This window comes from Stenotrophomonas indicatrix (genome assembly GCA_041545745.1).
In the GTDB taxonomy this organism is placed as follows: domain Bacteria; phylum Pseudomonadota; class Gammaproteobacteria; order Xanthomonadales; family Xanthomonadaceae; genus Stenotrophomonas; species Stenotrophomonas indicatrix_A.
In genome coordinates this window covers 1263141-1287001 of sequence record CP168152.1, presented here as the reverse complement: position 1 = coordinate 1287001, position 23861 = coordinate 1263141, and the positions used below count along the sequence as shown (strand labels likewise).

Annotated in this window: 23 protein-coding genes; 4 read left to right on the top strand and 19 right to left on the bottom strand. The window is 66.9% G+C overall.

Going from position 1 to position 23861, the window contains the following annotated elements:
- Positions 1-110 precede the first annotated feature (110 nt).
- Positions 111-2351, top strand: a complete 2241-nt coding sequence (katG, locus tag ACEF39_RS05915; RefSeq protein WP_500287281.1) for a catalase/peroxidase HPI — start codon at positions 111-113, stop codon at positions 2349-2351.
- Positions 2352-2457: 106 nt separating this feature from the next.
- On the opposite strand, the gene ACEF39_RS05910 is transcribed toward katG, so the two are convergent.
- The 3 genes from ACEF39_RS05910 to ACEF39_RS05900 form a co-directional block, all read right to left on the bottom strand.
- The gene (locus ACEF39_RS05910; RefSeq protein WP_500287280.1) at positions 2458-3651 is read right to left on the bottom strand and encodes a glycoside hydrolase family 5 protein; all 1194 of its coding nucleotides are present in this window, start codon (positions 3649-3651) and stop codon (positions 2458-2460) included.
- A 130-nt stretch (positions 3652-3781) separates the two neighbouring features.
- Positions 3782-4189 carry an RNA-binding S4 domain-containing protein gene (locus ACEF39_RS05905; RefSeq protein WP_089239660.1) on the bottom strand — a complete coding sequence of 136 codons (408 nt, stop codon included), beginning with the start codon at positions 4187-4189 and terminating at the stop codon, positions 3782-3784.
- 9 nt (positions 4190-4198) lie between these two features.
- Positions 4199-4438 carry a hypothetical protein gene (locus ACEF39_RS05900; RefSeq protein WP_049470175.1) on the bottom strand — a complete coding sequence of 80 codons (240 nt, stop codon included), beginning with the start codon at positions 4436-4438 and terminating at the stop codon, positions 4199-4201.
- A gap of 62 nt (positions 4439-4500) precedes the next feature.
- Between ACEF39_RS05900 and ACEF39_RS05895 the strand changes: the two genes are divergently transcribed.
- A complete protein-coding gene (locus tag ACEF39_RS05895; protein WP_500287279.1) occupies positions 4501-5973 on the top strand; it encodes an MATE family efflux transporter in 1473 nt (490 codons plus the stop codon).
- 82 nt (positions 5974-6055) lie between these two features.
- Here the strand turns inward: ACEF39_RS05895 and ACEF39_RS05890 are convergent, their stop codons facing one another.
- From ACEF39_RS05890 to ffh, 12 genes are all read right to left on the bottom strand, one after another.
- A complete protein-coding gene (locus ACEF39_RS05890) occupies positions 6056-6463 on the bottom strand; it encodes a DUF1801 domain-containing protein (protein ID WP_500287278.1) in 408 nt (135 codons plus the stop codon).
- A 33-nt stretch (positions 6464-6496) separates the two neighbouring features.
- The gene (locus tag ACEF39_RS05885; protein WP_500287277.1) at positions 6497-6931 is read right to left on the bottom strand and encodes a DUF1801 domain-containing protein; all 435 of its coding nucleotides are present in this window, start codon (positions 6929-6931) and stop codon (positions 6497-6499) included.
- Between the two features lie 77 nt (positions 6932-7008).
- The gene (locus ACEF39_RS05880; protein WP_500287276.1) at positions 7009-7383 is read right to left on the bottom strand and encodes a DUF6404 family protein; all 375 of its coding nucleotides are present in this window, start codon (positions 7381-7383) and stop codon (positions 7009-7011) included.
- 81 nt (positions 7384-7464) lie between these two features.
- Positions 7465-7866, bottom strand: coding sequence for a 50S ribosomal protein L19 (gene rplS / locus ACEF39_RS05875; protein ID WP_025873818.1), 402 nt, complete (start codon positions 7864-7866; stop codon positions 7465-7467).
- A gap of 151 nt (positions 7867-8017) precedes the next feature.
- Positions 8018-8776, bottom strand: a complete 759-nt coding sequence (gene trmD, locus ACEF39_RS05870) for a tRNA (guanosine(37)-N1)-methyltransferase TrmD (RefSeq protein ID WP_500287275.1) — start codon at positions 8774-8776, stop codon at positions 8018-8020.
- A gap of 8 nt (positions 8777-8784) precedes the next feature.
- Positions 8785-9297 carry a ribosome maturation factor RimM gene (gene rimM, locus ACEF39_RS05865; RefSeq protein WP_500287274.1) on the bottom strand — a complete coding sequence of 171 codons (513 nt, stop codon included), beginning with the start codon at positions 9295-9297 and terminating at the stop codon, positions 8785-8787.
- Between the two features lie 45 nt (positions 9298-9342).
- Entirely contained in the window at positions 9343-9603 is a 261-nt protein-coding gene (gene rpsP / locus ACEF39_RS05860) for a 30S ribosomal protein S16 (protein WP_025873821.1), read from the bottom strand.
- 190 nt (positions 9604-9793) lie between these two features.
- Positions 9794-10402: a suppressor of fused domain protein gene (locus ACEF39_RS05855; protein WP_205404906.1), complete on the bottom strand. Its 609-nt coding sequence runs from the start codon at positions 10400-10402 to the stop codon at positions 9794-9796.
- A 128-nt stretch (positions 10403-10530) separates the two neighbouring features.
- Positions 10531-11313, bottom strand: coding sequence for an aminotransferase class IV family protein (locus tag ACEF39_RS05850; RefSeq protein ID WP_500287273.1), 783 nt, complete (start codon positions 11311-11313; stop codon positions 10531-10533).
- Positions 11310-12386 (bottom strand): NAD(P)H-dependent flavin oxidoreductase, encoded by a 1077-nt coding sequence (locus tag ACEF39_RS05845; RefSeq protein WP_500287272.1) that lies wholly within the window; start codon positions 12384-12386, stop codon positions 11310-11312. Before ACEF39_RS05845 ends, ACEF39_RS05850 begins: the two co-directional genes overlap by 4 nt.
- A gap of 88 nt (positions 12387-12474) precedes the next feature.
- Positions 12475-12909: a hypothetical protein gene (locus ACEF39_RS05840; protein WP_500287271.1), complete on the bottom strand. Its 435-nt coding sequence runs from the start codon at positions 12907-12909 to the stop codon at positions 12475-12477.
- A 55-nt stretch (positions 12910-12964) separates the two neighbouring features.
- Positions 12965-14341, bottom strand: coding sequence for a signal recognition particle protein (gene ffh / locus ACEF39_RS05835; protein WP_500287270.1), 1377 nt, complete (start codon positions 14339-14341; stop codon positions 12965-12967).
- A 122-nt stretch (positions 14342-14463) separates the two neighbouring features.
- Between ffh and ACEF39_RS05830 the strand changes: the two genes are divergently transcribed.
- A complete protein-coding gene (locus ACEF39_RS05830; RefSeq protein WP_500287269.1) occupies positions 14464-15258 on the top strand; it encodes a cytochrome C assembly family protein in 795 nt (264 codons plus the stop codon).
- A gap of 73 nt (positions 15259-15331) precedes the next feature.
- Here ACEF39_RS05830 and ACEF39_RS05825 read toward each other — a convergent pair whose 3' ends face one another.
- The 4 genes from ACEF39_RS05825 to radA all read right to left on the bottom strand — a co-directional run bounded on the left by ACEF39_RS05825 (position 15332) and on the right by radA (position 21616).
- Positions 15332-15796, bottom strand: a complete 465-nt coding sequence (locus ACEF39_RS05825; protein WP_500287268.1) for a YqhG/Tai3 family protein — start codon at positions 15794-15796, stop codon at positions 15332-15334.
- A gap of 95 nt (positions 15797-15891) precedes the next feature.
- Positions 15892-18198 (bottom strand): tetratricopeptide repeat protein, encoded by a 2307-nt coding sequence (locus ACEF39_RS05820; protein WP_500287267.1) that lies wholly within the window; start codon positions 18196-18198, stop codon positions 15892-15894.
- Between the two features lie 51 nt (positions 18199-18249).
- Positions 18250-20106 (bottom strand): ATP-binding protein, encoded by a 1857-nt coding sequence (locus tag ACEF39_RS05815; RefSeq protein WP_500287266.1) that lies wholly within the window; start codon positions 20104-20106, stop codon positions 18250-18252.
- Between the two features lie 133 nt (positions 20107-20239).
- Positions 20240-21616, bottom strand: a complete 1377-nt coding sequence (gene radA, locus ACEF39_RS05810; protein ID WP_089239626.1) for a DNA repair protein RadA — start codon at positions 21614-21616, stop codon at positions 20240-20242.
- 148 nt (positions 21617-21764) lie between these two features.
- Between radA and ACEF39_RS05805 the strand changes: the two genes are divergently transcribed.
- Positions 21765-23822, top strand: coding sequence for a putative bifunctional diguanylate cyclase/phosphodiesterase (locus tag ACEF39_RS05805; RefSeq protein ID WP_500287265.1), 2058 nt, complete (start codon positions 21765-21767; stop codon positions 23820-23822).
- The last annotated feature ends 39 nt before the right edge of the window (positions 23823-23861 follow it).

The following is a 23861-nucleotide window of genomic DNA, read 5'->3' as shown; positions in this document are numbered from 1 at the left end:
GCAGTCACTATCGCAGCGGTTGAATCAATCGAATTTACCCATCGTTAGGCGATGCCTATGGTGGGTAAGCGATCTGATTCCCTCATTCGCCAGTCCACAGGTAGAGACCCATGAAAAGCGAAGCGAAGTGCCCGTTCAACCATGCCGTCGTCGGTGACGCGACGACCAACCGCGACTGGTGGCCGAACCAGCTGCGCGTGGACCTGCTCAACCAGCACTCCACGCGCTCCAACCCCCTCGATGCGGGCTTCGACTACGCCAAGGCCTTCAAGGGCCTGGACTACAGCGCCCTGAAGGCCGACCTGAAGGCGTTGATGACCGACTCGCAGGACTGGTGGCCGGCCGACTTCGGCCACTACGGCGGGCTGTTCATCCGCATGGCCTGGCACAGCGCCGGCACCTACCGCATCGATGACGGTCGTGGCGGCGGTGGTCGCGGCCAGCAGCGCTTCGCGCCGCTCAACAGCTGGCCGGACAACGTCAGCCTGGACAAGGCGCGACGCCTGCTGTGGCCGATCAAGCAGAAGTATGGCCAGGCCATTTCCTGGGCCGACCTGCTGATCCTGACCGGCAACGTCGCACTGGAATCGATGGGCTTCAAGACGCTCGGCTTTGCCGGCGGCCGTCCCGATACCTGGGAACCGGACCAGGACGTGTACTGGGGCCGCGAGACCACCTGGCTCGGCGGCGACGTGCGTTACAAGCACGGTTCGGAGGGGGTGGAAGAGAACCACGGCGTGCTGGTGTCCGATGACGACGCTGATGGCGACGTGCATTCGCGCAAACTGGAGAACCCGCTGGCCGCAGTGCAGATGGGCCTGATCTACGTGAATCCGGAAGGCCCGGATGGCAATCCCGATCCGGTGCTGGCCGCGCATGACATCCGTGACACCTTCGGCCGCATGGCGATGGACGACGAAGAAACCGTCGCCCTGATCGCCGGTGGCCACAGCTTCGGCAAGACCCATGGTGCCGGCCCGGCCGACAATGTCGGCAAGGAACCGGAAGCAGCGGGCCTGGAAAGCCAGGGCCTGGGCTGGGCCAACAGCTTCGGCAGTGGCAAGGGCGGCGACACCATCACCAGCGGCCTGGAAGTGACCTGGACCCGCACCCCCGCGCAGTGGAGCCACGACTTCTTCGAGATCCTGTTCGGCAACGAGTGGGAGCTGAGCAAGAGCCCGGCTGGCGCCCACCAGTGGGTCGCCAAGAACGCCGAGGCGGTGATTCCCGATGCGCACGACCCGTCGAAGAAGCACCGCCCGACCATGCTGACCACCGACCTGTCGCTGCGCATGGACCCGGCCTACGAAAAGATCTCGCGGAAATTCCTCGCCGATCCGCAGGCCTTCGCCGATGCGTTCGCCCGCGCCTGGTTCAAGCTGACCCATCGCGACATGGGTCCGCGTGCGCGCTACCTGGGCCCGGAAGTTCCGGCCGAGGAATTCATCTGGCAGGACCCGGTGCCGGAAACCAAGCATCCGTTGATCGACGCCAAGGACATCGCCGCGCTGAAGCAGAAGATCGCAGCGACCGGCCTGAGCGTGGCCGAGCTGGTGTCCACGGCGTGGGCCTCGGCCTCGACCTTCCGCGGTTCGGACAAGCGCGGTGGCGCCAATGGTGCACGCGTGCGCCTGGCACCGCAGAAGAGCTGGGCGGTGAACCAGCCGCAGCAGCTGGCCAAGGTGTTGGCTGCGCTGGAAAAGGTCCAGACCGAGTTCAATGGTGCGGGTAGCAAGCAGGTGTCGCTGGCCGATCTGATCGTGCTGGCCGGTGGCGTCGGCATCGAGCAGGCGGCGAAAGCCGGCGGCCACGACCTGAGCGTGCCGTTCACGCCGGGCCGCACCGATGCCAGCCAGGAGCAGACCGACGTCGAATCGTTCGCGGTGCTGGAACCGGCTGCCGATGGTTTCCGCAACTACCTCAAGGGTGCCTACAGCGTGCCGGGTGAGGCGCTGCTGATCGACAAGGCACAGCTGCTGACCCTCACCGCACCGGAAATGACCGCTCTGGTCGGTGGCCTGCGCGTGCTCGGCGCCAACGCCGATGGTGGCCGGCACGGCGTGTTCACCAGCCGTCCCGGCACGCTGAGCAACGACTTCTTCGTCAACCTGCTGGACATGGGCACCACCTGGAAGGCAACCGGCCGCGAAAGCTATGAAGGCCGCGGCCGCAACGATGGCGCTGCGCGCTGGACCGGCACCCGTGCCGACCTGGTGTTCGGCTCCAACGCCGTGCTGCGCGCCCTGGCCGAGGTCTACGCCAGCGCCGACGGCGAGAAGAAGTTCGTGCAGGATTTCATCGCCGCCTGGACCCGGGTGATGGAACTGGACCGCTACGACCTGCACGGTTGACATGCTCTGGTAGATGCCAACCTTGGTTGGCACACGACACAACGCCCACCAAGGTGGGCGGCTACCGATGCACTCGCCGGGCGTGGCCGGCGTCACCGCGAAGGCGTCAGCGCGCTCCCGCCTTCAACCGTTGCAGGATCGGTGCGAACAACGGCGCCTGCATCGAACGCGGCGGCTGCACGGCCTCACCCTTCTCGACAGCCTGCCAGTACGATCCCGGCAGCGGCCTGTCGCCCAGTTCATAGTCCATGCCATCCCAGCCGTCTTCGCGGAATGCGTAGAACGCCCAGTGCACCTTCTGCTGCTCGGCCACCGCCAGCACATCGCGCAGGTAGGCGCCGCAATCCGGCCAACGACGCATGCAGCCGAACTCACCGATCACCATGCGGTTGGCGCCGATGCCATGGGTCTTCGCCCAGTCCATCGGCTGCTGCAGGTAGCTGCGCACGCGCACGGCGTCCCAGCGCTCGCTGCGGTCGCCGAACGGCACTTCGGCGGGATAGCGGTACGGTGTGCTGCGCTTCTGGTTCGGCGCGCTGGTGGCGGCATACGGCTCGTACATGTGCACGCTGTACAGCAGCTTCGTGTCGTCCAGTGGCGCAGGCCAGTAGTCGAACGCATCGGCCGCGGCATACCAGCCGGCATCAAGCATCAACGGTATCTCTGCATCGACTTCGCGCACGCTGGCCACCAGTTCCGTGTACAGCTGGCGCAGATCGCGCGGCCCGCCCTTCACCCCGGCATACCACTTCAGCATGTCCTCGCGGGAGGCGTGTTCGGCCAGCGTGGTGCCGTATTCCGGTGCCGGCTCATTGATCAGGTTGTAGCCGGCCAACGCCGGATGCCCCTTCAGCGCGGTCGCCAGATCACGCCAGAAGCGCTGCGCAGGTGCGTGGTTGTCGAAGGATTGCCACAGGCGCTGGTCGACCACGTCGCCGTTCTTCTGTTTCCAGCGCAGCAGCGGCAGCGACAGCGGCACCAGCACCACCTTCAGGCCCACGGCATTGGCGTCATCCAGCGCGCGACGCAACGTGGTCACGTCAGCCTCGACCAGGCCCTGGTAGTGATCGGCATCGCCCATCAGGAAATCGCGGCCGCCGGCACTGCGCCACTTGTCCGGGGTCAGTCGTACCCAGGTGGCGCCGGTCGCACGCAACGCCTGGAAATAAGCCTTGTCCGGCGGCGCTTCATTGAAGCTGTTGCCACCGCGCTGCGGGGTGTCCCAGAAGGTGATGTCGGCGGCGAACACCGGGACGACGGCGGACAGGGCCAGGCACAGCAGGCTGCGGCGCAGGAACATGGCGGGCTTCCATGAAAAGGACCATCCAACGTGCGGGGCGCAAGCCGAACGGTGGCTGAGCGCAGGCGGCACAGCGCCCACCAAGGTGGGCGGCTACCAGAGCGCGGGTCGGTTCAGTCCGGCCACTGCGTCACAACGCGTCAAGATCACCCAGGGCGCGGATCAACCGTCGTGCGCGCTTGTCCGGTTTGTGCTCCGGTGCCTGGTAGCCATCACGCGCGGCAATGCGCAGTGCACGCAGTTCGGCTCGACGCGCTTTGGATGCCTCGCTCTCGGCATACAACTGCTGCGCCACCGGCGCCGGGCCGCGCTGATCGCTCAGGCCCAGCACCTGGATCTCGAAGTGTTCTTCACCACGATCAACCAGCAGCTGCTCCCCCACACGCACCGCGCGCGAGGATTTCGGGCGCTGCCCGGCCACGGATACCTTGCCGGTCTCGATTGCCTGTTTTGCCAGGCTGCGGGTCTTGAAGAAGCGGGCCGCCCACAGCCAGATGTCCAGACGGACGCTGGGCGCCAACGGGGAAAGCTCGGACATCAGTAGGGACTACTCCGTTCGCTTGTTCAGGGGGCGCGGATTGTCGGGGTCGGTACGGCAACCCGTGCCCCCGATCAATGCCGGCGTTCCGGCCGCCAGATCCTGGCGCTGGCTGCCGACCAGGCACTCGGGGCGGTCGGTCGGCCGCACCTGGGTATCGCCCAGCCGGTCACCTGACGAACATGCGGCCAGTGCCGCTGCGATCAAGGCCGCCACGATCATCCGCATCGCCTGTTGTGGTTGATGCATTGCCACATCCTGCAAACCGGCTTGATGCTAGTGTGCGCCTCCCGGGAATCGATCACCACTCCATGGCCAAAGCGCCGCTTGACCTGACCTCCGGCCCGATCGGCCGCAACCTGCTGCTGTTCGCGCTGCCGATCCTGGCAGGCAACATCGCGCAGTCGCTGAACGGCTCGGTGAACGCGGTATGGGTGGGGCGCTTCCTTGGCGAAGCGGCACTGACCGCGACCGCGAACGCCAACAACATCATGTTCTTCCTGATCGGTTCGGTGTTCGGCTTCGGCATGGCCTCGACCATCCTCATCGGCCAGGCCATCGGCGCGCGCGACATCGCGCAGGCACGGCGCGTGGTCGGCACCAGCGCCACGTTCTTCATCGGCCTGTCGGTGATCATCGCCATCGCCGGCTGGTTCCTTGCCCACCCGCTGCTGGCGGCGATGGGCACGCCTGCCGCCTCGCTGCCGTTGGCCGAGGCCTACCTGCGCATCATCTTCCTGGCGATGCCGACGCTGTACGCCTTCGCCTTCCTCAGCGCGGCGCTGCGTGGTGCCGGCGACTCGCGCACACCGTTCCGCTTCCTGCTGGTCTCGGTGGTGCTGGACATCGCCCTGAACCCTGTGCTGATCTTCGGCATGGGGCCGTTCCCGGAACTGGGCATCGCCGGCTCGGCCTGGGCCACGCTGGTGTCGCAGACGCTGTCACTGGCCGGCCTGCTGCTGTACATGCGGCACAAGCGGCACACACTGTGGCTGGGCCGCGCCGACATGCACCTGTTCAAGCTGGACATGACCATCCTGCGTGCGCTGGTGATCAAGGGCGTGCCGATGGGCCTGCAGATGGTGCTGATCTCGCTGTCGGTGATCATGCTGATGACGATGGTCAACCAGTACGGCACCGACACCGGCGCAGCCTACGGCGCGTCGCTGCAGCTGTGGAACTACGTGCAGATGCCGGCGATGGCGATCGGTGCGGCGTGTTCGTCGATGGCCGCGCAGAATGTCGGTGCGCAGCGTTGGGATCGCGTACGCGGTACCGCGCGCCAGGGCATCGCGTTCAACTTCCTGCTGACCGGCGCGTTGATCCTGCCGCTGGTACTGCTGGACCAGTACTCGCTGGCCTTGTTCCTGCCGCAGGGCAGCGAGTCGTTGCAGATCGCGCGGCACCTGAACCACATCGTGATCGGTTCGTTCCTGTTCTTCGGCGTCAGCTTCGTGATCTCCGGCGTGGTGCGCTCCACCGGCGCGGTGCTGCCGCCGCTGCTGATCCTGGCGGCATCGCTGTGGGGCGTGCGCGTGCCGTTCGCCGAGTTCCTGCAGCCGTACTGGGGCGCCGACGCGATCTGGTGGAGCTTCCCGGCCGGTTCGCTGATATCGATGCTGCTGTCGCTGGCGTATTACCGCTGGGGTGGCTGGCGCAAGGCGAGGATGATCAGCAAGCCGGTGCACGCGGAGGAACTGGCCACGCCATCGGAGATTCCGGCCTGCCCGCCTTCGCCGGTGGCTGATCCGGATGCGGCGCTGGAGACCATCCCACCGCGTTGAACATCCACCGGTAGTGCCGGCCGCTGGCCAGTAACCCCATGCACTTCGGAAACATCGTGCAGTTGCCGCCCAGCGGCCGGCACTACCGCTTTTTCTTTTCCGCGTTGTGCCTGGCGGCGGCGCGCAGCAGTGCTTTCAGCGCCGTAGCGTCGGGCATTGCGCCTTCTTGGATGTCGATCGCGCGACGCGTGCCGCCTTCCAGGCTGGCATTGAACAGGCGCTTCGGGTCCGGCAACGCTGCGCCGTGGGCGAAGGTCAGCTTCACCGCCTGCTTGTAGGTTTCGCCGGTGCACAGGATGCCGTTGTGTTCCCACACCGGTGTGCCGCGCCACTTCCAGGTTTCCTCCACGTCCGGCAGCGCCTCGTGGATCAGCGCGCGCACGCGGGCGAGGATGTCACCGCGCCAATCACCGAGCTCGGCAATGCGGGCATCGATCTGGGCGGCGGCGGGGAGTGCGGTGTCGGCGGGATCGGACGTGTGCGTAGCCATCGTGTGCTCTCGTTCGGGGGAAGCGCGTGGAAACTACATGCGTTCGCCGGGCAGCTTGCTGGCCTGTCGCACCCAGTCGAGGAACTGCGCCTCGTCCAGCACCCCGTCCTCAGGAATGTGCAGGTAGCGCGTGTCGGCGCTCTTGGACGGTTCAGGCGGAACAGGCTGCAACAGCGCGCCACGGAAGAACGCGACCTTGATGTAGCGGGTGAAGCAATGAAAGCTGAGAAACCAGCCCTCGTCGGCGGCGACGCCGTACATCGGCGAGTTCCATTTCACCGCCTTGTGCGCGCCTGGCACGGCTTGTTCGATCAATGCGTCCAGACGCGCACCGACGGCCCGCTTCCAGTCCGGCATGGCGGCGATATAGGCCTGCACGGTCGCATCGCCCTCGCCCTTGGCGATCTGCGGGTTACCGCCGGACAGCAGCTTGGGCGAAGCACTGTTGGCAGGTTGCTTGGCGGGCATCGCAGGGGGCCATCGAGGTCGAAGGCCCGAGCGTACGCCGCCGTCAGGCAGCGGTCACGGCGCACTGCGCCATGGCTTCAGAGGCTGCGGCGGAACTGCTGCCAGGTGGGCAGCTTGCGGGTCCCGCGCAGGAACCACATCAGGGTCGCCATCACCAGGCCGAACATCGCGCCTGCTGCCACCCCGACAAGCAACAGCAGCTCCAGCGCCAGGGCCCTGCCCTGCCACAGCAGCAGCCACATCAGCATCGTCCAGAACAGACCAAACAGCGCGCCCTGCAGCAGCGTATTGGTCAGGAACCCGGCCAGTATCGGCGGCGGCAGCGCGATACCCAGCCGCCACAGCATGCGGTGCAGCAAGGGGGCCGCTTCCCGCCGCGGTACGCCGGAACGGGCCAGGAAGCGCAATGCCACCTGGATGTCCGCTGGGTATCGATGGTCGGTCTCATCCATTCACTGAAACTAACGAGACGATCCCGCAAACGCAAACGGCCGCCCGAAGGCGGCCGTCGCGGCAACAACCGAAGTTGTTTATCAGCCCTTGGTTGCCAGACGGGCAGCCTTGGCGGCAGCAGCGGCAGCCAGATCTTCCTTGATGCGGGCAGCCTTGCCTTCCAGGCCACGCAGGTAGTACAGCTTGCCGGCGCGGACCTTACCACGGCGCTTCACTTCGACCGAGTCGATGATGGCGCTGTGGGTCTGGAACACGCGCTCGACGCCGTAGCCATGCGAGATCTTGCGCACGGTGAACGAGGAGTTCAGGCCGCCGTTCTTGGTCGCGATGACAACGCCTTCATAGGCCTGCACGCGCTCACGGGTACCTTCCTTCACCTTCACGTTGACGACAATGGTGTCGCCCTGGCTGAACTGCGGCAGTTCGCGGGTGATCTGGGCGGATTCGAATTCCGCGACGATGGACTTGTTCAGCTTGCTCATGGGTTACACCGATTCATTGTTCGGGTGGGCGTGTCATTCGACAGCGTGGGCTCATGCAGTCACCGGACTGTGCTGCACGTTTGTTTTGGGTACTGCGCACCGGCCGGGGCCGGCGTAATTGGCCATGATAGCCGATAAGACAGGGCTGGCGCTAGGGCCTGCCCTTTTCTGCCAGTCCCTGACGGGCCAGCGTCAACAGCTTGCGGTCGGCCTTGCCCAGCGCCTGTTCATCCAGCAGGTCCGGGCGCCGCTGCGCGGTACGGATCAATGACTGCTGCCGGCGCCAAGCGGCAATGGCGGCATGGTTGCCCGAGCGCAGCACGTCCGGCACGTCCCCCAGCGGATGCTGGGCCGGCTGGCTGTAATGCGGGCAGTCGAGCAGGCCGAGGTCGCCTTCGAAACTGTCCTGCGCGGCCGATTCGGCGTCATTCAAGGCACCTTCCTGCAGCCGGGCGACCGCGTCGATGATGACCGCCGCCCCCAGCTCGCCGCCGGACAGCACATAGTCGCCGAGGGAAATCTCCTCATCGACATGGGCGGCCAGGAACCGCTCGTCGATGCCTTCATAGCGGCCGCAGAGCAGGACCATGCGCGGCAATGCCGCCAGTTCCCGCACCTTGGCCTGGGTCAACGGAGCCCCCTGGGGACTCAGGTAGATCACCCGGGCCGGAGTCGGATCGGCCTCACGGATCGCCTGCAGGCAGGCCTGCAGCGGTTCGATCAGCATCACCATGCCCGGACCACCGCCGAACGGACGATCGTCCACCCGGCGGTAGTTGCCCTCGGCGTAGTCACGGGGATTCCAGCCATGCAGGCTGAACAATCCCTTTTCCTGCGCACGGCCGACCACGCCCAGCCCAGCGGACTGGGCCAGGAAATCGGGGAACAGGGTGATGACGTCGAAACGCATGCTCACACTCAGAACTCGGGGTCCCAGTCGACCACGACCAGATTGGCCTCGAAGTCGACGGATTTGACGAACTCCGGCACAACGAACGGAATCATCCGCTCGCGATCACCGCGTACGACCACCACATCGTTGGCGCCGGTACTGAACAGGTGCGAGACCTGGCCGAGGGCAACGCCTTCGACGGTCTTCACATCCAGGCCTTCCAGGTCGACCCAGTAATACTCGTTGGCACTCGGCGGCGGCAGCGCACTGCGGGCCACGAAGACCTCGGTGCCATGCATCGCCTCGACCGTGTCGCGATCCTCGATGCCCGGGAAACGGGCCACCAGGTGCTTGCCGGTATCCCGGCCACGGGCGCCTTCAAGCGTCGATTCCTGCCCGTTGGGGCTGCGCAGGATCCACGGTTGGTAACGGAAAATAGCGGAACGCGGCTCGGTCCAGGACTCGAGCTTTATTTCGCCGCGCACACCAAAAGCGCCGACAACCCTGCCAAGCAGGATGCGGCGCTCGTTATCTTTCATCTGCGTTCAATCAGATGGGCCGCACCAGGGCGCGGCCCGTCAGGATCAGGCCGCAGCGGCCTGGGACTTGCTCGCTTCCTTGATCAGGTTGCGAACTTTCTCGGTCGGCTGGGCGCCGTTCTTGACCCAATGGTCAACGCGGGCCAGGTCCAGCTCGATGCGCTTCTCGCCACCCTGTGCAACCGGGTTGTAGAAGCCGACGCGCTCGATGTTGCGGCCGTCGCGGGCGCTGCGGACGTCGGTGACGATGATGTGGTAGAACGGACGCTTCTTGGCGCCGCCGCGGGTCAGTCGAATCTTGACCATGGTGGTTTTTTCCTATTGCCCAGTCGCCAGGATGGCGCGGTAAGCGGGCGATTATAGCGGCAGATTCCGGCCGAGCCAACCCCGCGGAAAAACGGACCTGCCCGGTAGCGCCGGGCCATGCCCGGCGGCTTTCATTCAGCAAAGTGATGGATTCAGCGACTGATCCCGCGTCCAACCAATGCCAAAGGCGTCACGCGACGCCCAACGCCGGCAGGGCGACACGATCCATATCGAACACGTCGACCTCGTGACGTTGCAGCAGATCATCAAACGCGTCCGCGCCAATCTGCTCGATCAGACGCCGCTCAGATTCATGGATGGCGATGCACTGGAGCCAGTTGATCGCGAGAGGTGGCAGCGGCAGCCCCGCAAACCTTCCCTCACGCCAGAAGAAGGGAGGCACCAGACAAATATGCGGCATCGTCGACGACGGGAAGTAGTCCAGCAGGATGTCTGGAATCACGCTGCCCGGTAGCACCGCCGCACGATCACGCATGATCGCAAATGCAGTGGAGGCAACGACGTTGTCCCAGTGCAGTCTCTCCTCAGGTACACATGCGCAAAGCTCGACGCGCGTTTCCAGTTCACGACCATTTGAATGGCGTAGAGCGAAATCAGATAGTCCGATGGACGAAATCGACTTCAGGCCCGCTTCCGGAGCGTTGAGTGTCGTCAGGATGTCGACCGAACGCTGGCGACGGTCATCGTGAAAGGCCTGGACCTTGGGCCGTGCGTCGCCGCCCATGATCTTCATCGCGTGCATCGCTACCGCGCGATGCTGCTCGGTGACTGTGCCCATATCTGATTGGAACTCCTGAACTGTGCTGTGCTGCGAAAGCATCCGCCGGGCATGGCCCGGCGCTACCCACCCTGGGTATTCACGCTAGCGCCGAGGCACGCCCGGCGAGCATCCGCCACGCACCTCGTTCAGGAAAGCGGCTGCCAGGGCACCCGCGCCAGCACCGCCCTGCCCTGTTCGGCCAGGGCCTGCGAACCCGGCAGCGCTTGACCGTCGATGGCATCCAGCGCCCACAGCCCGCTGGCGTTGCAGGCGAAGGCAGCCTGCATGCCGGCCAGCGCATCCAGCCGCAACGGGCGGATCTGCTGTGGACCCGCCCAGCCCGCCTGCAGCAGCGCTTCAGCGGTTCCCCGCAGCGCAGGCGCCTGCGGCCAGATCAGCTGTTCGCCATCATGCACGGCCAGGTTCCAGGTCGTGCCCTCGCTGATCTGCCCGTCGGCAGTCACCAGCAGCGCATCGTCGAAACCCGCTGCCAGCGCGGCACGGCGCTGGGCGAACAGGCCAAACGTACCGACATGCTTGATCTGCGGCAGCTCTCGCTGCCATGTCGCGCTGCGTACGCGTTTCGGCGCGGTCAGCGCGACCGGCACGGACACGGCAACCAGTACATCCACCGGCACGCTGGCCAGCGGATCGCGGAAATCGAAACGGCGCGAGAACACGGTGACCCGCATCGATGCATCGATCTGAGCCGACTGCTGCAGCGCCTGCGCCATCCATGCCCGCACCTGCACGATATCGAGCGCGCTGCCGAACAACTCGCGCGTTGCCTGCGCCAGCCGTTGCAGATGCAGGTCGAGGCCCTGCACCGCTTGGCCGCGCACCTGCAGCGAGGTGAAGTGGCCGTAGTTGGTCAGCGCCGGCAACAGGTCTTCGACCCGCGCCGTGGCGCCGTTGCAGGTCACCGTCATCGCAGCAACGCCCGCGCCTGTTCCCACATATCACGCAGCACGTCGGCGGCTGGCGCTGCCGGTGCCATCCACGCCGACTGCCCGGCCCAGGCCTGCATCGCAGCAAGCCGGTTTTCCTGCGTGGCCTGCTTGCGCATCGGTCCGGTCAGGCCACGCTGCACCGGATACGGGCGCGGCGTCGGCGCGCCCTCGGCGGCAGCTGCACGCACGTAAGCGGTCGCCAGGCCACGGCCCAGGCGCCCACTGAACGCACGGGTCGGCCAGGTGTCTTCGGGTTCGCTGCGGGCCAGCGCGTCGGCCCATGCCGGCGCGACCGCCGCTTCGGGTGTGCGCAGGAAGGCCGTGCCGATCTGCACGGCGCTGGCCCCGAGCATCAAGGCAGCAGCAATGCCGCGACCGTCGCCGATGCCACCTGCAGCGATCACTGGAATCTTCAGGTTGTCCGCCAGCCGCGGCAGCAGCGCGAACAGGCCGACCAGCTGCTGTTCTGCACGTATCGGATCGAAGGCGCCGCGATGGCCACCGGCTTCGGCGCCTTGCGCGACCACCGCGTCAGCACCTGCGTCCTGCGCAGCGCGCGCTTCGGCCAGCGTCGTAGCGCAGGCGATCCAGGCGATGCCCGCATCCTTCAACTGCTGCACATGACGCGGCGACAGCACACCCATGATGGTCGAGGCCACCGCCGGCCGTGCCGCCAGCAGCGCGCTGAATTGATCCTCGAAATCGGCAGGCGTGGCATCCGCTGCACTGGCCGCAACCTCCGGCCCCCACTGACCCAGGAAAGCGCGCGATGCGGCCTCGGCAGCCACATCGCGCACCGGCGCGGGATCAGGCAACCACAGGTTCACCTGCGCCGGCCCGCTGGACGCGGCCCGGAAGTCCTGCATCCATCGACCGATATCAGCCGCGGGCGACAACACGGCGCCCATCGCGCCCATGCTGCCGGCGTTGGCCAACGTGGCGGAAAGCGGAACCGGACAGGCGCCGGCCATCGGTGCCAGCAGGATCGGTAGCTGCAATGAAAAACGCCGACAGAAATCGTCGGCGCGTTCGAGAATCGGCGAAAGGCTCACGCGACGCACCTGTGGGAGGAGTCGCTGCCAGCATACGCCAGACATTGTGGACGGGAGCGTCGCGTTGGGCGATCCGCTCCCGCGTTGCTCAGCGTGCAGACACCGCGTAGGTGCGGACCAGCTGGCTGTCCATTTCTTCATTGAACTTGAACGTCACATAGCGCGCGTCATCAGCGGCGAACTCTTCCTCGGCGCTGGCGCGGCCGATCTCGGTGCCCTCGGCATCCAGTGCACGCGCCACCAGCTTGCCCTTGAAGGCCTTGTCGGCCACCACGTAGACCGCTGCGTCCTTGGAGCCCATGCCACGGCTCTTGCCGAGGGTGACGGTAAGGCCCTGCGCGGCCAGGCCTGGATCGGTCTGCAGCGTCACGTTCATACGCTTGTCCACGCCCTCGCCCAGCCCGGCGACGAAATCGGCAGCGGTACCACTGATGGCACTACCGGCCTTCTGCGACACGGAGGTGTCGTCCTTGCAGGCAACCAGCCCCAGGGCCAGCGCCATCACCACGATCGACTTGTTCATGCACATTCCTTTGATTTATTCCGCGGGTTGTTCAAGCGTTCGATACAGCGCGCGCTCAGCGGAACGGCATGCCACGGCCGCCCATGGCGCCCATCATGCCCTTCATGCTGCGCATCATGCCCTTCATGCCGCCGCCGGCCATCTTGCTCATCATCTTTTCCATCTGCATGTACTGCTTCATGAGCTTGTTGACGTCGGCCGGGGTCACGCCCGAGCCCTTGGCGATACGGGCGCGACGCGAGCCATTGAGCAGGTTCGGGTTGCGCCGTTCCTTCTTGGTCATCGAGCCGATGATGGCGATCATGCGCGGCACTTCCTTGCCCTGGCTGACCTGCTGCTTGAGGTGCTCGGGAATCTGGCCCAGGCCCGGCAGCTTGTCCATCAGGCCGCCGATGCCGCCCATGTTCTGCATCTGCTCGAGCTGGTCGCGCATGTCGTTCAGATCGAACTTCTTGCCCTTGGCGACCTTCTCGGCCAGCTTCTGCGCCTTGTCCTTGTCGACCTGCTGCTCGACCTGCTCGACCAGCGACAGCACGTCGCCCATGTCGAGAATGCGGCTGGCGATACGGTCCGGGTGGAAGACATCCAGGCCTTCCGGCTTTTCGCTGACACCGACGAACTTGATCGGCTTGCCGGTGATGTAGCGCACGCTCAGCGCCGCGCCGCCACGGGCGTCACCGTCGGTCTTGGTCAGCACCACGCCGGTCAGCGGCAGTGCATCGCCGAAGGCCTTGGCGGTGTTGGCCGCGTCCTGGCCGGTCATGGCGTCGACCACGAACAACGTTTCAGCCGGGTTGACCGCGGCGTGCAGGGCCTTGATCTCGGCCATCATCGCTTCGTCGATGGCCAGGCGGCCGGCGGTATCGACCAGCAGCACGTCGACGAACGACCTGCGTGCATCGTCGATCGCGGCGCGGACGATGGCCTCCGGTTTCTGGTCGGCGCTGGACGGGAAGAACAGCACGCCCACCTGGTCGGCCAACGTCTTCAGCTGCTCGATCGCCGCCGGACGGTAGACGTCGGCCGAGACCACCATCACCTTCTTCTTGCGCTTTTCCTTCAGGTGCTTGGCCAGCTTGCCGACCGTGGTGGTCTTGCCGGCACCCTGCAGGCCCGCCATCAGGATGATGGCCGGAGCGGGAACGTTGAGGTTCAGGTCGCTGGCTTCGGCGCCCATCACCGCGGTCAGCTCGTCGCGCACGACCTTGATCAGGGCCTGGCCCGGGGTCAGCGACTTCAGCACTTCCTGGCCGACCGCACGCACCTTGATGCGCTCGATAAGGGCCTGCACCACCGGCAGCGCGACGTCGGCTTCGAGCAGCGCGATGCGGACCTCGCGGGTCGCCTCGCGGATGTTCTCTTCGGTCAGGCGGCCACGGCCGCGCAGGCGCTCGATGGTGCCGGAAAGGCGCTGGGTCAGGGACTCGAACATGCGGCGCAACCTGTCTGAAAGCGGGGGACAATAAGGCCCACAGTATAACGGGTCCACCGCGCTCCCCGGACTGCGACGCCAGGCCCGTCGCCAGCACCCCGGGGGTATGCGAAACTTCAACGATGACAATCGTTCTCATCGCCGTCCTGCTCTACTTGGCCGCCAGCGCCCTGCTGGTGCGCGCCCTTGGTCGCAACGACGGGGTGACCTCACCTGTGTGGCTGTGGCCTGCGCTGCCGGCGATGCTGCTGCATGGCGGCTACCACGTGCTGGTGGCGATGCGCACGACCGGTGGACCGGACATGCACTTCTTCGCCGCGTTGTCGCTGGTAGGCCTGGGAATGGCGTGGCTGACCTCGCTGGTGGGCGCGCGCGGGCGCATGTCCACATTGGGCGTGGTGGTGTTCCCGCTGGCCGCGCTGCTGCTGCTGGTCTACCACGGCTACGGCCACGAACCGAGCAAGCTGCTGGGTTGGCGCCTGGCCAGCCACGCCTGGTTGGCGCTGCTGGCCTACGCCACGTTGAGCATCGCTGCGCTGCTGGCGATCATGCTGTGGCTGCAGGAGCGTGCGCTGCGCCGCCGTGAATTCCGTCCGTGGCTGCGTGCGCTGCCGCCGATGGCCGACCTTGAATCGCTGCTGTTCCGGGTGATCACCGTCGGCTTCGCGCTGCTGACCCTGACCCTGGTCACCGGCGTGCTGTTCGTCGACGACCTGCTGGCGCAGAAGCTGGTGCACAAGACCGTGCTGAGCGTGCTGTCGTGGATCGTGTTCGGCGTGCTGCTGATCGGCCGCCGCCGCTATGGATGGCGCGGCACGAAGGCGGTGCACTGGACGTTGACGGCGATGTTGTTGCTGCTGCTGGCGTTCTTCGGCAGCCAGTTCGTGATCGAGCTGGTGTTCGGGCATTCGCGCTGAGCGGTGACCCCATCCACGCATGGCGTGGATCTACTGCATCCCGGTTGCCGGCCAGCGGCCGGCACTACCGCCTTCAGGGCACCGGCTGGGCCAGGATCTTCCGCACCGAGCGGCCGCTGTTGGTGAGGATGTCGTCGACCTGCCAGCAGCCCTCCCCTTTTCGCACCATCGGCAGACGGGTTACGTAGGCCTTGCTCCAGACCGGATAGCGCATTTCGACCTGGCCGGCCGTGGCCGAGGCCTGCTTCCAGCTGTAGCGCACCGGACTGTCGATCTCCCCGTCCTGAGCGTCCAGCCACGGATCGGAATCGAGCGTGCAGATGCCCTCTTCGCGCACCTGGCAGGCGCGCTCACCGTGCAACGCCTTGGCAAACGCCGCGCTGACCAGTGCCTGCGGCGGCTCCAGCAGGTCGCCCTTGCCGATGGTCGCTTCGAAGAAGGCGCGCGCCACGTCGGCCGGTTGCTGGCAGGCTGGCGCGGCCTGCACGGTGGGAGCCAGCAGCAGGCCGATGATCACCCACATCCCTGTCTTCCGCATGTTCCAATTCCCTGGCGGTCGTGCCGGCCGCTGGCCGGCAACGCGTGATTCCATGGGGTTGCCGACCAGCGGCCGGCAACCCCGATGTCGGCGAATTACAGCCCGTACCGCTCGATCGCGTCCAGGTGCGGCTGGCGGTCCTGGTCGCAGGCCTCGGCCAGGCGCAGCCAGCAGTGCGGGTGCGCCCAATCCGCCGTCGCCTGCTGCAGGAATCGATGCAGTGCCAGCGGCGCGTGATCCTGCGGCTGCGCGACAGTGAACAGCAGACCCGGCAGCGTGCCGTCTTCCGCGTCCGGATCGGTCACGGTGTAGTCCGCACGGCTGTGCGCCCACACCTTCCAGCCCTGTGCCTCGGCCGCTTCCACGAAAGCGTTCCACGCCTCCTCACCCGGGTGCGCGCCGTCGACCAGCCAGCTGCGCGCGAAACCACCCCGCTCAAGCACGTGCACCTGCGCATAGGTCGGAATGAAGTGCTCGCGCTCCGCTTCATCCTCTGGCGCGGGGTGCACCAAGCCGGCGTCGAACACCACCCAGTCACCCACCTGCTGCGCACGGTTGGCCGGTGCGTTCTCGACGATGCGCGCGGTCACCGGGCCGCTGCGGCGGGCGTAGTACTCCATCGGTTCGCCGCCTTCTTCGCTACGGATGATCACCCAGCCCCACGGCTCTTCGACCACGCCCTGCTGGCTGGACAGTTCCATGCCGATCGCTGCTGCCGAGCGGCGCACCGCATCCCAGTCGAGCGCCGCGCTGGCCGCACTCATGTGATCCCAGTGCGCGGCGTTGGGCTCTTCCAGCAGCTCCACCAGCTGCGCATAGCAGGCCTGTGCCTCGCTGAAGCGGCCGGTCTCCATGTACATGCGGGCAAGCGTCCCGCGTGCACCGTTCGACTCCGGCGACAACGCCAGCAGCGCCTGCGCGGCCTGCTCCAGCGCCGGCCAGTCGGACGCGCGCCGTGCGCGCTGCACCTCGCACCAGTGCGCGAACACCGGCACGCTGTCGCGGTAGGTCGCGGCCAGCCTGCGCAGGCCATCGTCATCGCCCTGCTCGGCCAGCCAACGCATCAGCGTGTAGGCCGCCGCGCCGTCTTCCTGCGCGTGGCCGCGCACGAAGTCCCACAGCAGCGCCTGCGCTTCGGTCTTGGCGCCACAGGCGTGCAGCGCCGAGGCGGCCACCTCGGCCAGCGCGCCGTCGTCCGGCCGCTCGGCGTGCGCCTGCAGCAGCCACTGCGCTTCACGCTCGGGATCGCGCGACTGGTTCTGTTCCCCCTGCGCCTGCAGCCACGCCAGCAGTTCCTCGGCAGGCACCGGCAGCGGTGCCATTTCCGGCAGCGCCTCGATCCGTGCCGCCAATCCAGCCACCAGTGCGGCAGCGCCACGGTCCTGCCGCAGCTGCACCAGATGGGTGCGGGCCAGGCCGAGCTGCCGCTGTGCCACCCAGCGCGCACCGCGCTGCAGGGCCAGTTCCAGGCTCAATGCAGCGATCTCGATCACCAGGCGATGCGCGCCGACAGCGGCGAAGTGCTCGATGATGGTGTTGAAGCGCGTACCCAGATCCCAGGTGTTGCGTTCGCCATCACGACTGCACAGCGTTGACGCGGTATTGGCCCACAGCCGCCAGTGGTTCGGTGTGAGCTCGCTCCAGGGCACCAGCTGCTGCAGCGCCTCTTCATCACGCCCCAGCTGGGCCAGCGCCCAGGCCTTGGACAGCCGGCGCGGCACCGTGCAGTTGGCCGGCTCGTATTCGCCTGCGGCGGCTACTTCGGCCTCACGCTGCTCGATCAGTGCCAGCGCCTCCGCCGCGCGGCCGCTGGCCAGAAGGATCTTGATCTGCATTTCCGGGAAGCTGTCGAACACTTCCTTGCCGCGCGCCTGGATCGCCGCCGCCTGCACCTGCAGGTAATCCAGCGCGTCCTGGCCGCGGCCGTCGTCCAGCAGCGCGTCGGCCTTTTCGCAGCTCAGGCACTGGAAGCAGGCCCAGCTCGGGTCGATGCGGCCCAGCGTCTCATCGCAGACCTCGATGCGCTCGGGCACCCAGCCCGGACCATCGATGTTGCCGTAGCAGGCGGCAAGGTCCTGGGTGACGCAGATCGACTGCGGGCAGTCCAGGGTATCGGCACGGTGTGCGCGCTCGAACAGCGCCACCGACTCGCCCAGCGCGCTTTCACCTTCGACGCGGTTGCCGACGCGGTTGCGCAGCGCCCAATGGCCGACGTAGACGTCGACCCAGGGGTTGTCCAGCGCCTTGCCCAGCGCGCGCGCTTCGGGCAGCAGTGCATCGACACGGTCGACCTGCAGTTCACTGACTTCATCGGCAAGGCGGGTCAGCAGGTGGGCGTTCTGCGCCTGGCCTGCCTGGCGCAGGTCTTCCTGCAGTTTTTCGACCCAGTTCCAGATATCCATGGGGGTAATGCTCCTGTCTAGCGAAGGCTGGATGAGAGGGAGTAGCGGTGCTCAGCGCAGCATCTGCTGCAGGGCACCGGCAATATCGGTAAATGCACCATTGAGATCGGGTCCCGGCGTCGCCGCGCTCTGCTGCAGCGGCCGGCCCTGTGCGGACACGATGATCTTCAGAGAGCGCAGCAGGCGCGCGGCCGCCCCGGCCTGCGGGTGGCCCTCGCGCTGGGCCTGCAGCAACGCCTGCACCGCTGGATTGTCCAGGTTGAGGTACAGCCGCGACGGCGCACGCGCCTCGATGCGCGCGGTGAACTGGCGCGCCAGCCGCAATGCGGCCATCGATACGCGCTTGTCGTTCTCGTCGTCTTCCAGGCGCTGCTTCAGTTCGGCCTCGCGGTCGGGCACCACCACCACCGGCAGCGCCTCGGGGCTGAACCGCGCGGGCAGCAGCTGTTCGCCATCGCCCAGGTGTTCGCGCAGCCAGGTCAGCTGCGCATCATCAAGGCTGTCGTCGGTGCGGAACAGTGCGCGGTTGCCCTGCTCGGTACCCAGTTCGACCAGGCGCAGGCCCTTGGCCTGGGCCCAGCGTCGCAGGAACGGCACCACTGCGTAGCGATGACCATGCGCGACCGGCACGCCCATCGCGCGGAACAGCATTTCCTCGAAGCCACCACCGTTGTCGAGGATCACATGCACTGCGCCGCGCGCCGGCAACGCGCTGGCCGGCAGGTCACCCTGCGAAGTCGGCACGCGCACGTGTTCCAGCAGCAGGTCGAACAGGCGCTCATCGCACAGCGCCGCGCCGAGCAGGGCTTCATTGTGGCGGCTGAGCACGCGGCGCCAGGCTTCGGGCTGCTGCCGCGCGACATCGGCCAGGCCATCGATCAGCGCTTCCAGCAGGGCGTGCTGCACGGCGCGGTAATGGTCATCGCGCTGCAGATCCTCGCGGCTGGCGGTCGGGGTCAGCTTCGACGATTCGATCACTCCGCCGATGAAGCCGGCCCACGGCGGTAGCAGGTCGCGCGCGTCGTCGTCCAGCAGCATGCCGCGCACGAACACCGAGAGGTTGCGGTTGTCGCTGGTGCCATAGGTGGCACCGTCCTGTACCCAGAGCATGCCGACGGCGTCGCTGCTGCCATCGGACTGCAGCGGCATCGTCACGATGGGCTCGAAATCGTGTTCGAAACGGGCCGCGAACTGCTGCGCCTGGCGGCGTGCCTGCACCGGATGCAGGACGACGCCACCCTGCCCGCGCCACGGCGGCGGTTCGGGATTGATCGCGGCGGTCGCCGCACCGATGAAGATCGGCTCGGACAGCAGCGCGCAGTAGCGGCCCAGCACCTCGTGCAGGCGCGCTTCGTTGGCCAGCGGCAGGAAGTCCGGATGCAGCTCCAGCTCGACCTCGGTGCCGATCGCGCGCGCCGGCACTTCGCTGACGGTGTACTGCTCGGCATTGCTGGACAGGTACAGGTGGCCCAGCTCTGGTGACTGGTAGGAGGTGGTACGCACGCTGACACGGCGCGCCAATACGAAGGCCGACAGGAAACCCAGGCCGAACATGCCGATCAGGCCTTCATCGTCCTCGCCGTCCTGGCGCAGGCCCCGGGTGTAGCCGACACCGACCGTGGCCAGGTAATCGTGGATTTCCTGCCGGGTCAGGCCGGCACCGGTATCGGTGATGCGCAGCACGCCGGCGGCGACATCGACCTGCACGTCGATGCGCGACACGCTCTGGATGCCGGGCTGCTCGATACGGCGACGGATGATCGAATCATGCGCGTTCTGCACAAGCTCGCGCAGCGCCACCATTGGCGTGGAATACAGGTGCTTGCCCAGCACCGTCATCAGTCCATTGAGATCGACCCCGGCGCGGCGGATTTCGGCGGCGGGGGTGCTGAACATCGGGTCCTGCATGTAAACGATTACTCCTTGCCACGTAAAGGCGCCAGGGGGCGACTTCGTCGAGCCGGGAAAACTAGCACAGGCTGGCTGAGCGCTGCTGTGCCGTCGGCTGAATCTGCAGGTCCGAGCATGGACCCGACTCCGGTCACGCCGCGTCGATGGCCTCGGACAAGCGTTCGACCGCGATCACTTCCATTCCCTTCACCGAGCCGCCCTTGGGGGCATTGGCCTTGGGCACGATGGCGCGCTTGAAGCCGTGGGTCGCGGCTTCGCGCAGGCGATCCTCGCCGTTGGGTACCGGCCGGATCTCACCGGACAGGCCGACTTCGCCGAACGCGATGGTCTTCTCGGCCAGCGGACGGTCCTGCAGCGAGGACAGCACCGCCAGCAGCACCGGCAGGTCGGCGGCGGTCTCCTGCACGCGGATGCCACCGACCACGTTCACGAATACGTCCTGGTCGCCCACCATTACCCCGCCATGACGATGCAGTACCGCCAGCAGCATGGCCAGACGGTTCTGTTCCAGACCCACGGCGACGCGGCGTGGATTGGACAGCGGCGAGGCATCGACCAGTGCCTGCACTTCCACCAGCAGCGGCCGGGTGCCCTCGCGGGTGACCATCACGCAGCTGCCCGGCTGGTGCGTGCTGGCACCGGACAGGAAGATCGCCGACGGATTGGAGACTTCCTTCAGGCCCTTGTCGCCCATCGCGAACACGCCCAGCTCGTTGACCGCACCAAAGCGGTTCTTGAACGCGCGCAGCAGGCGGAAACGGCTGCCGCTCTCGCCTTCGAAATACAGCACGGCATCGACCATGTGCTCCAGCACGCGCGGGCCGGCGATGCCGCCTTCCTTGGTCACATGGCCGACCAGGAACACCGCGGTTCCGGTTTCCTTGGCGAAGCGCACCAGCCGCGCAGCGCTCTCGCGCACCTGGCTGACCGAACCGGGCGCGGCGGTCAGCGTCTCGGTCCAGAGCGTCTGTACCGAATCGGCCACGATCAGCCGCGGCCCACTCTTGGTGGCGTGCTGCAGGATGGATTCGACACCGGTCTCGGCCAGCGCGTTGACGCCCTCCAGCGGCAGCTCCAGCCGGTGCGCACGACCGGCAACCTGGGCCAGTGATTCTTCACCGGTGACGTAGAGCACCGGCAGCACCGCGGCCATCTTCGCCACCGCCTGCAGCAGCAGGGTGGATTTGCCGATGCCCGGGTCGCCACCGACCAGCACCACCGCGCCCTCGACCAGGCCGCCACCGAGCACGCGATCGAATTCACCGATGCCGGTGCTGACCCGGTTGTGCTCGGTCTGCGCCACGTCCTTCAGCGCGGTGATCTTCGGCGGGTCGATCTTGCCCGCCCAGCCGGCACGGCGCGAGGCGGGCGCCTTGGCCGCCGCAGCGCTCTCAAGGACGATTTCCGACAGCGCGTTCCAGGCATTGCACTCGGTGCACTGGCCTTGCCACTTGCTGTATTCGGCGCCGCATTCATTGCAGACATACGCGGTGCGGGCTTTGGCCATCGGGAATTTCCTGCAGGGGCAACGAGCGTGGCAGGATAGCCGAGCCGGGTCGCAGCTGCTGCGACCACTCAAGTCCCACCCGTTGGTGCCGATAGCGGTGGCGGGCGTGCGCCTTGCGGGCGCCCCTCCCTCCCCCTCTGGATTCAACATGACTGGTAGTTACAGTCAGAGCCTGGTCGCCATCTCGCTGCTGGTGGCGATCCTGGCATCGTATACCGCACTCGACATGGCCGGACGCCTGGCCACGGCCGAGGGCCGGGTCGCCCGCTGGTGGCTGGCCGGCGGTGCTGCCGCGATGGGTCTGGGCATCTGGTCGATGCACTTCATCGCGATGCTGGCCTTCAGGCTGCCGATTCCAGTCGGTTACGACCTGGCGATCACCCTGTACTCGCTGGCCGTATCGATCGGCGCGTCGGCCTATGCGCTGTGGCTGGTGTCGCGGCCCAGCCTGCCGCTGCAGCGGCTGGCCGCCGGTGCGGTGCTGATGGGACTGGGTATCGCGGCCATGCACTACCTGGGCATGGCCGCCATGCGGATGGAGCCCGGCATCGATTACCACCCCGGCTGGTTCGCCGTGTCGATCGCGGTGGCCATCGGTGCCGCCGGTGCAGCGCTGTGGATCGCCTTCCGGCTGCGCGTAGAGCAACGCAACACGGTGCGCCTGCGGATACTGGCGTCGCTGGTGATGGGCCTGGCCATCGTCGGCATGCACTACACCGGCATGGCCGCCGCGCGCTTCCCGGCAGGCAGCGTCTGCGGCGCCATCGGCAGCGGCGGCATCGATCCGCGCTGGCTGGCAGTGCTGGTGATCGTGACCACCCTGGCCACGCTGGGCATCGCCCTGGTGGCCTCGCTGTTCGACCGCCAGATGCGCGTGCGCACCGGTCTGCTGGCCGACTCACTGGCGCGCGCCAACGACAAGCTCATCCAGGCCGCGCTGCACGATCCGCTGACCCAGCTGCCGAACCGCATGCTGCTGCAGGACCGGATCGAGCAGGCCATCGAGAAGGCGCGACGCCACCAGCAGTCGGTGGCGGTGATGTTCTGCGACCTGGACGGTTTCAAGGCCGTCAACGATGCCTATGGCCACCAGCTGGGCGATCGCCTGCTGGTCGCGGTGGCCCATCGCGTGGGGGCGCAGCTGCGGCCGCAGGACACCCTCGCCCGCCTCGGTGGCGACGAGTTCGTGATCGTGCTGGCCATTGATGCGCCTGACGATGCGGCGGTGGTCGCCGAACGGGTGATCGCGGCGGCCAGCGAACCGTTCGTGCTGGATGCGGCGGAACTGCAGGTCACCGCCAGCCTGGGCATTGCCCTGTATCCGGACGATGCCGGCGACGAACGCGAGTTGATGGCACATGCCGACGCCGCGATGTACCACACCAAGGAAACCGGCCGGAACGGCTATACCTTCTTCATCCCCTCGATGCAGCTCAGCGCCAACCGCCAGCTGCGGCTGCTGCAGGACCTGCGCAAGGCAATCGCGCGCAATGAGCTGCTGCTGCACTACCAGCCGAAATTCCCGGCCGCTGATGCGCCCGCCACCGGCGCCGAGGCGCTGCTGCGCTGGCAGCATCCGGAGCTGGGGCTGCTGGCACCGGACGTGTTCATTCCCATCGCCGAGCGCAGCGGCCTGATCCTGCCGATCGGCGACTGGGTGCTGGACCAGGCCTGCGCGCAGCTGCGGGCCTGGCATGACGGCGGGCACAGCGACTGGACGATGGCGGTGAACCTGTCGCCGCTGCAGTTCGCCTCGCCGGCCCTGCTGGAAAGCGTGCGCTCGGTGCTGGAGCGGCACCGCATCGACCCGGCGCGGCTGACCCTGGAGATCACCGAAACCACGGCGATGAAGGATGTCGAGGCCAGCCTGGCGATCCTCAACGACCTGACCGCGATGGGCGTGCACATCGCCATCGATGATTTCGGTACCGGGTATTCCAGCCTGCTGTACCTCAAGCGCATGCCGGCCACCGAGCTGAAGATCGACCGGGCGTTCGTGCATGACCTTGAACGCAATGACGAAGATTCCGCCATCGTATCCTCGATCATCGCGCTGGGCCGTACCCTGCAGTTGCAGGTGGTGGCCGAGGGCGTGGAGACCCAGGCCCAGCGCGATTACCTGAGCGAGCTGGGCTGCGACCAGCTGCAGGGCTACCACCTTGGACGGCCGATGGAGGCCGAGGAATTCCTGCGCAAGGTGGGGTGAGAGGCAACCGCATCCACGCATGGCGTGGATCTACTGGCT

Coding starts and splice junctions, on each gene's coding strand:
- ACEF39_RS05805 (WP_500287265.1), top strand. CDS start 21,765: ATGACTGGTAGTTACAGTCAGAGCCTGGTCGCCATCTCGCTGCTGGTG.
- rpsP (WP_025873821.1), bottom strand. CDS start 9,603: ATGGTCAAGATTCGACTGACCCGCGGCGGCGCCAAGAAGCGTCCGTTC.
- ACEF39_RS05900 (WP_049470175.1), bottom strand. CDS start 4,438: ATGCATCAACCACAACAGGCGATGCGGATGATCGTGGCGGCCTTGATC.
- ACEF39_RS05820 (WP_500287267.1), bottom strand. CDS start 18,198: ATGGATATCTGGAACTGGGTCGAAAAACTGCAGGAAGACCTGCGCCAG.
- ACEF39_RS05840 (WP_500287271.1), bottom strand. CDS start 12,909: ATGAACAAGTCGATCGTGGTGATGGCGCTGGCCCTGGGGCTGGTTGCC.
- ACEF39_RS05890 (WP_500287278.1), bottom strand. CDS start 6,463: ATGGCTACGCACACGTCCGATCCCGCCGACACCGCACTCCCCGCCGCC.
- ACEF39_RS05880 (WP_500287276.1), bottom strand. CDS start 7,383: ATGGATGAGACCGACCATCGATACCCAGCGGACATCCAGGTGGCATTG.
- trmD (WP_500287275.1), bottom strand. CDS start 8,776: ATGCGTTTCGACGTCATCACCCTGTTCCCCGATTTCCTGGCCCAGTCC.
- ACEF39_RS05830 (WP_500287269.1), top strand. CDS start 14,464: ATGACAATCGTTCTCATCGCCGTCCTGCTCTACTTGGCCGCCAGCGCC.
- katG (WP_500287281.1), top strand. CDS start 111: ATGAAAAGCGAAGCGAAGTGCCCGTTCAACCATGCCGTCGTCGGTGAC.
- ffh (WP_500287270.1), bottom strand. CDS start 14,341: ATGTTCGAGTCCCTGACCCAGCGCCTTTCCGGCACCATCGAGCGCCTG.
- ACEF39_RS05895 (WP_500287279.1), top strand. CDS start 4,501: ATGGCCAAAGCGCCGCTTGACCTGACCTCCGGCCCGATCGGCCGCAAC.
- ACEF39_RS05815 (WP_500287266.1), bottom strand. CDS start 20,106: ATGCAGGACCCGATGTTCAGCACCCCCGCCGCCGAAATCCGCCGCGCC.
- ACEF39_RS05905 (WP_089239660.1), bottom strand. CDS start 4,189: ATGTCCGAGCTTTCCCCGTTGGCGCCCAGCGTCCGTCTGGACATCTGG.
- ACEF39_RS05855 (WP_205404906.1), bottom strand. CDS start 10,402: ATGGGCACAGTCACCGAGCAGCATCGCGCGGTAGCGATGCACGCGATG.
- ACEF39_RS05850 (WP_500287273.1), bottom strand. CDS start 11,313: ATGACGGTGACCTGCAACGGCGCCACGGCGCGGGTCGAAGACCTGTTG.
- rimM (WP_500287274.1), bottom strand. CDS start 9,297: ATGAAAGATAACGAGCGCCGCATCCTGCTTGGCAGGGTTGTCGGCGCT.
- ACEF39_RS05910 (WP_500287280.1), bottom strand. CDS start 3,651: ATGTTCCTGCGCCGCAGCCTGCTGTGCCTGGCCCTGTCCGCCGTCGTC.
- ACEF39_RS05885 (WP_500287277.1), bottom strand. CDS start 6,931: ATGCCCGCCAAGCAACCTGCCAACAGTGCTTCGCCCAAGCTGCTGTCC.
- radA (WP_089239626.1), bottom strand. CDS start 21,616: ATGGCCAAAGCCCGCACCGCGTATGTCTGCAATGAATGCGGCGCCGAA.
- ACEF39_RS05825 (WP_500287268.1), bottom strand. CDS start 15,796: ATGCGGAAGACAGGGATGTGGGTGATCATCGGCCTGCTGCTGGCTCCC.
- rplS (WP_025873818.1), bottom strand. CDS start 7,866: ATGAGCAAGCTGAACAAGTCCATCGTCGCGGAATTCGAATCCGCCCAG.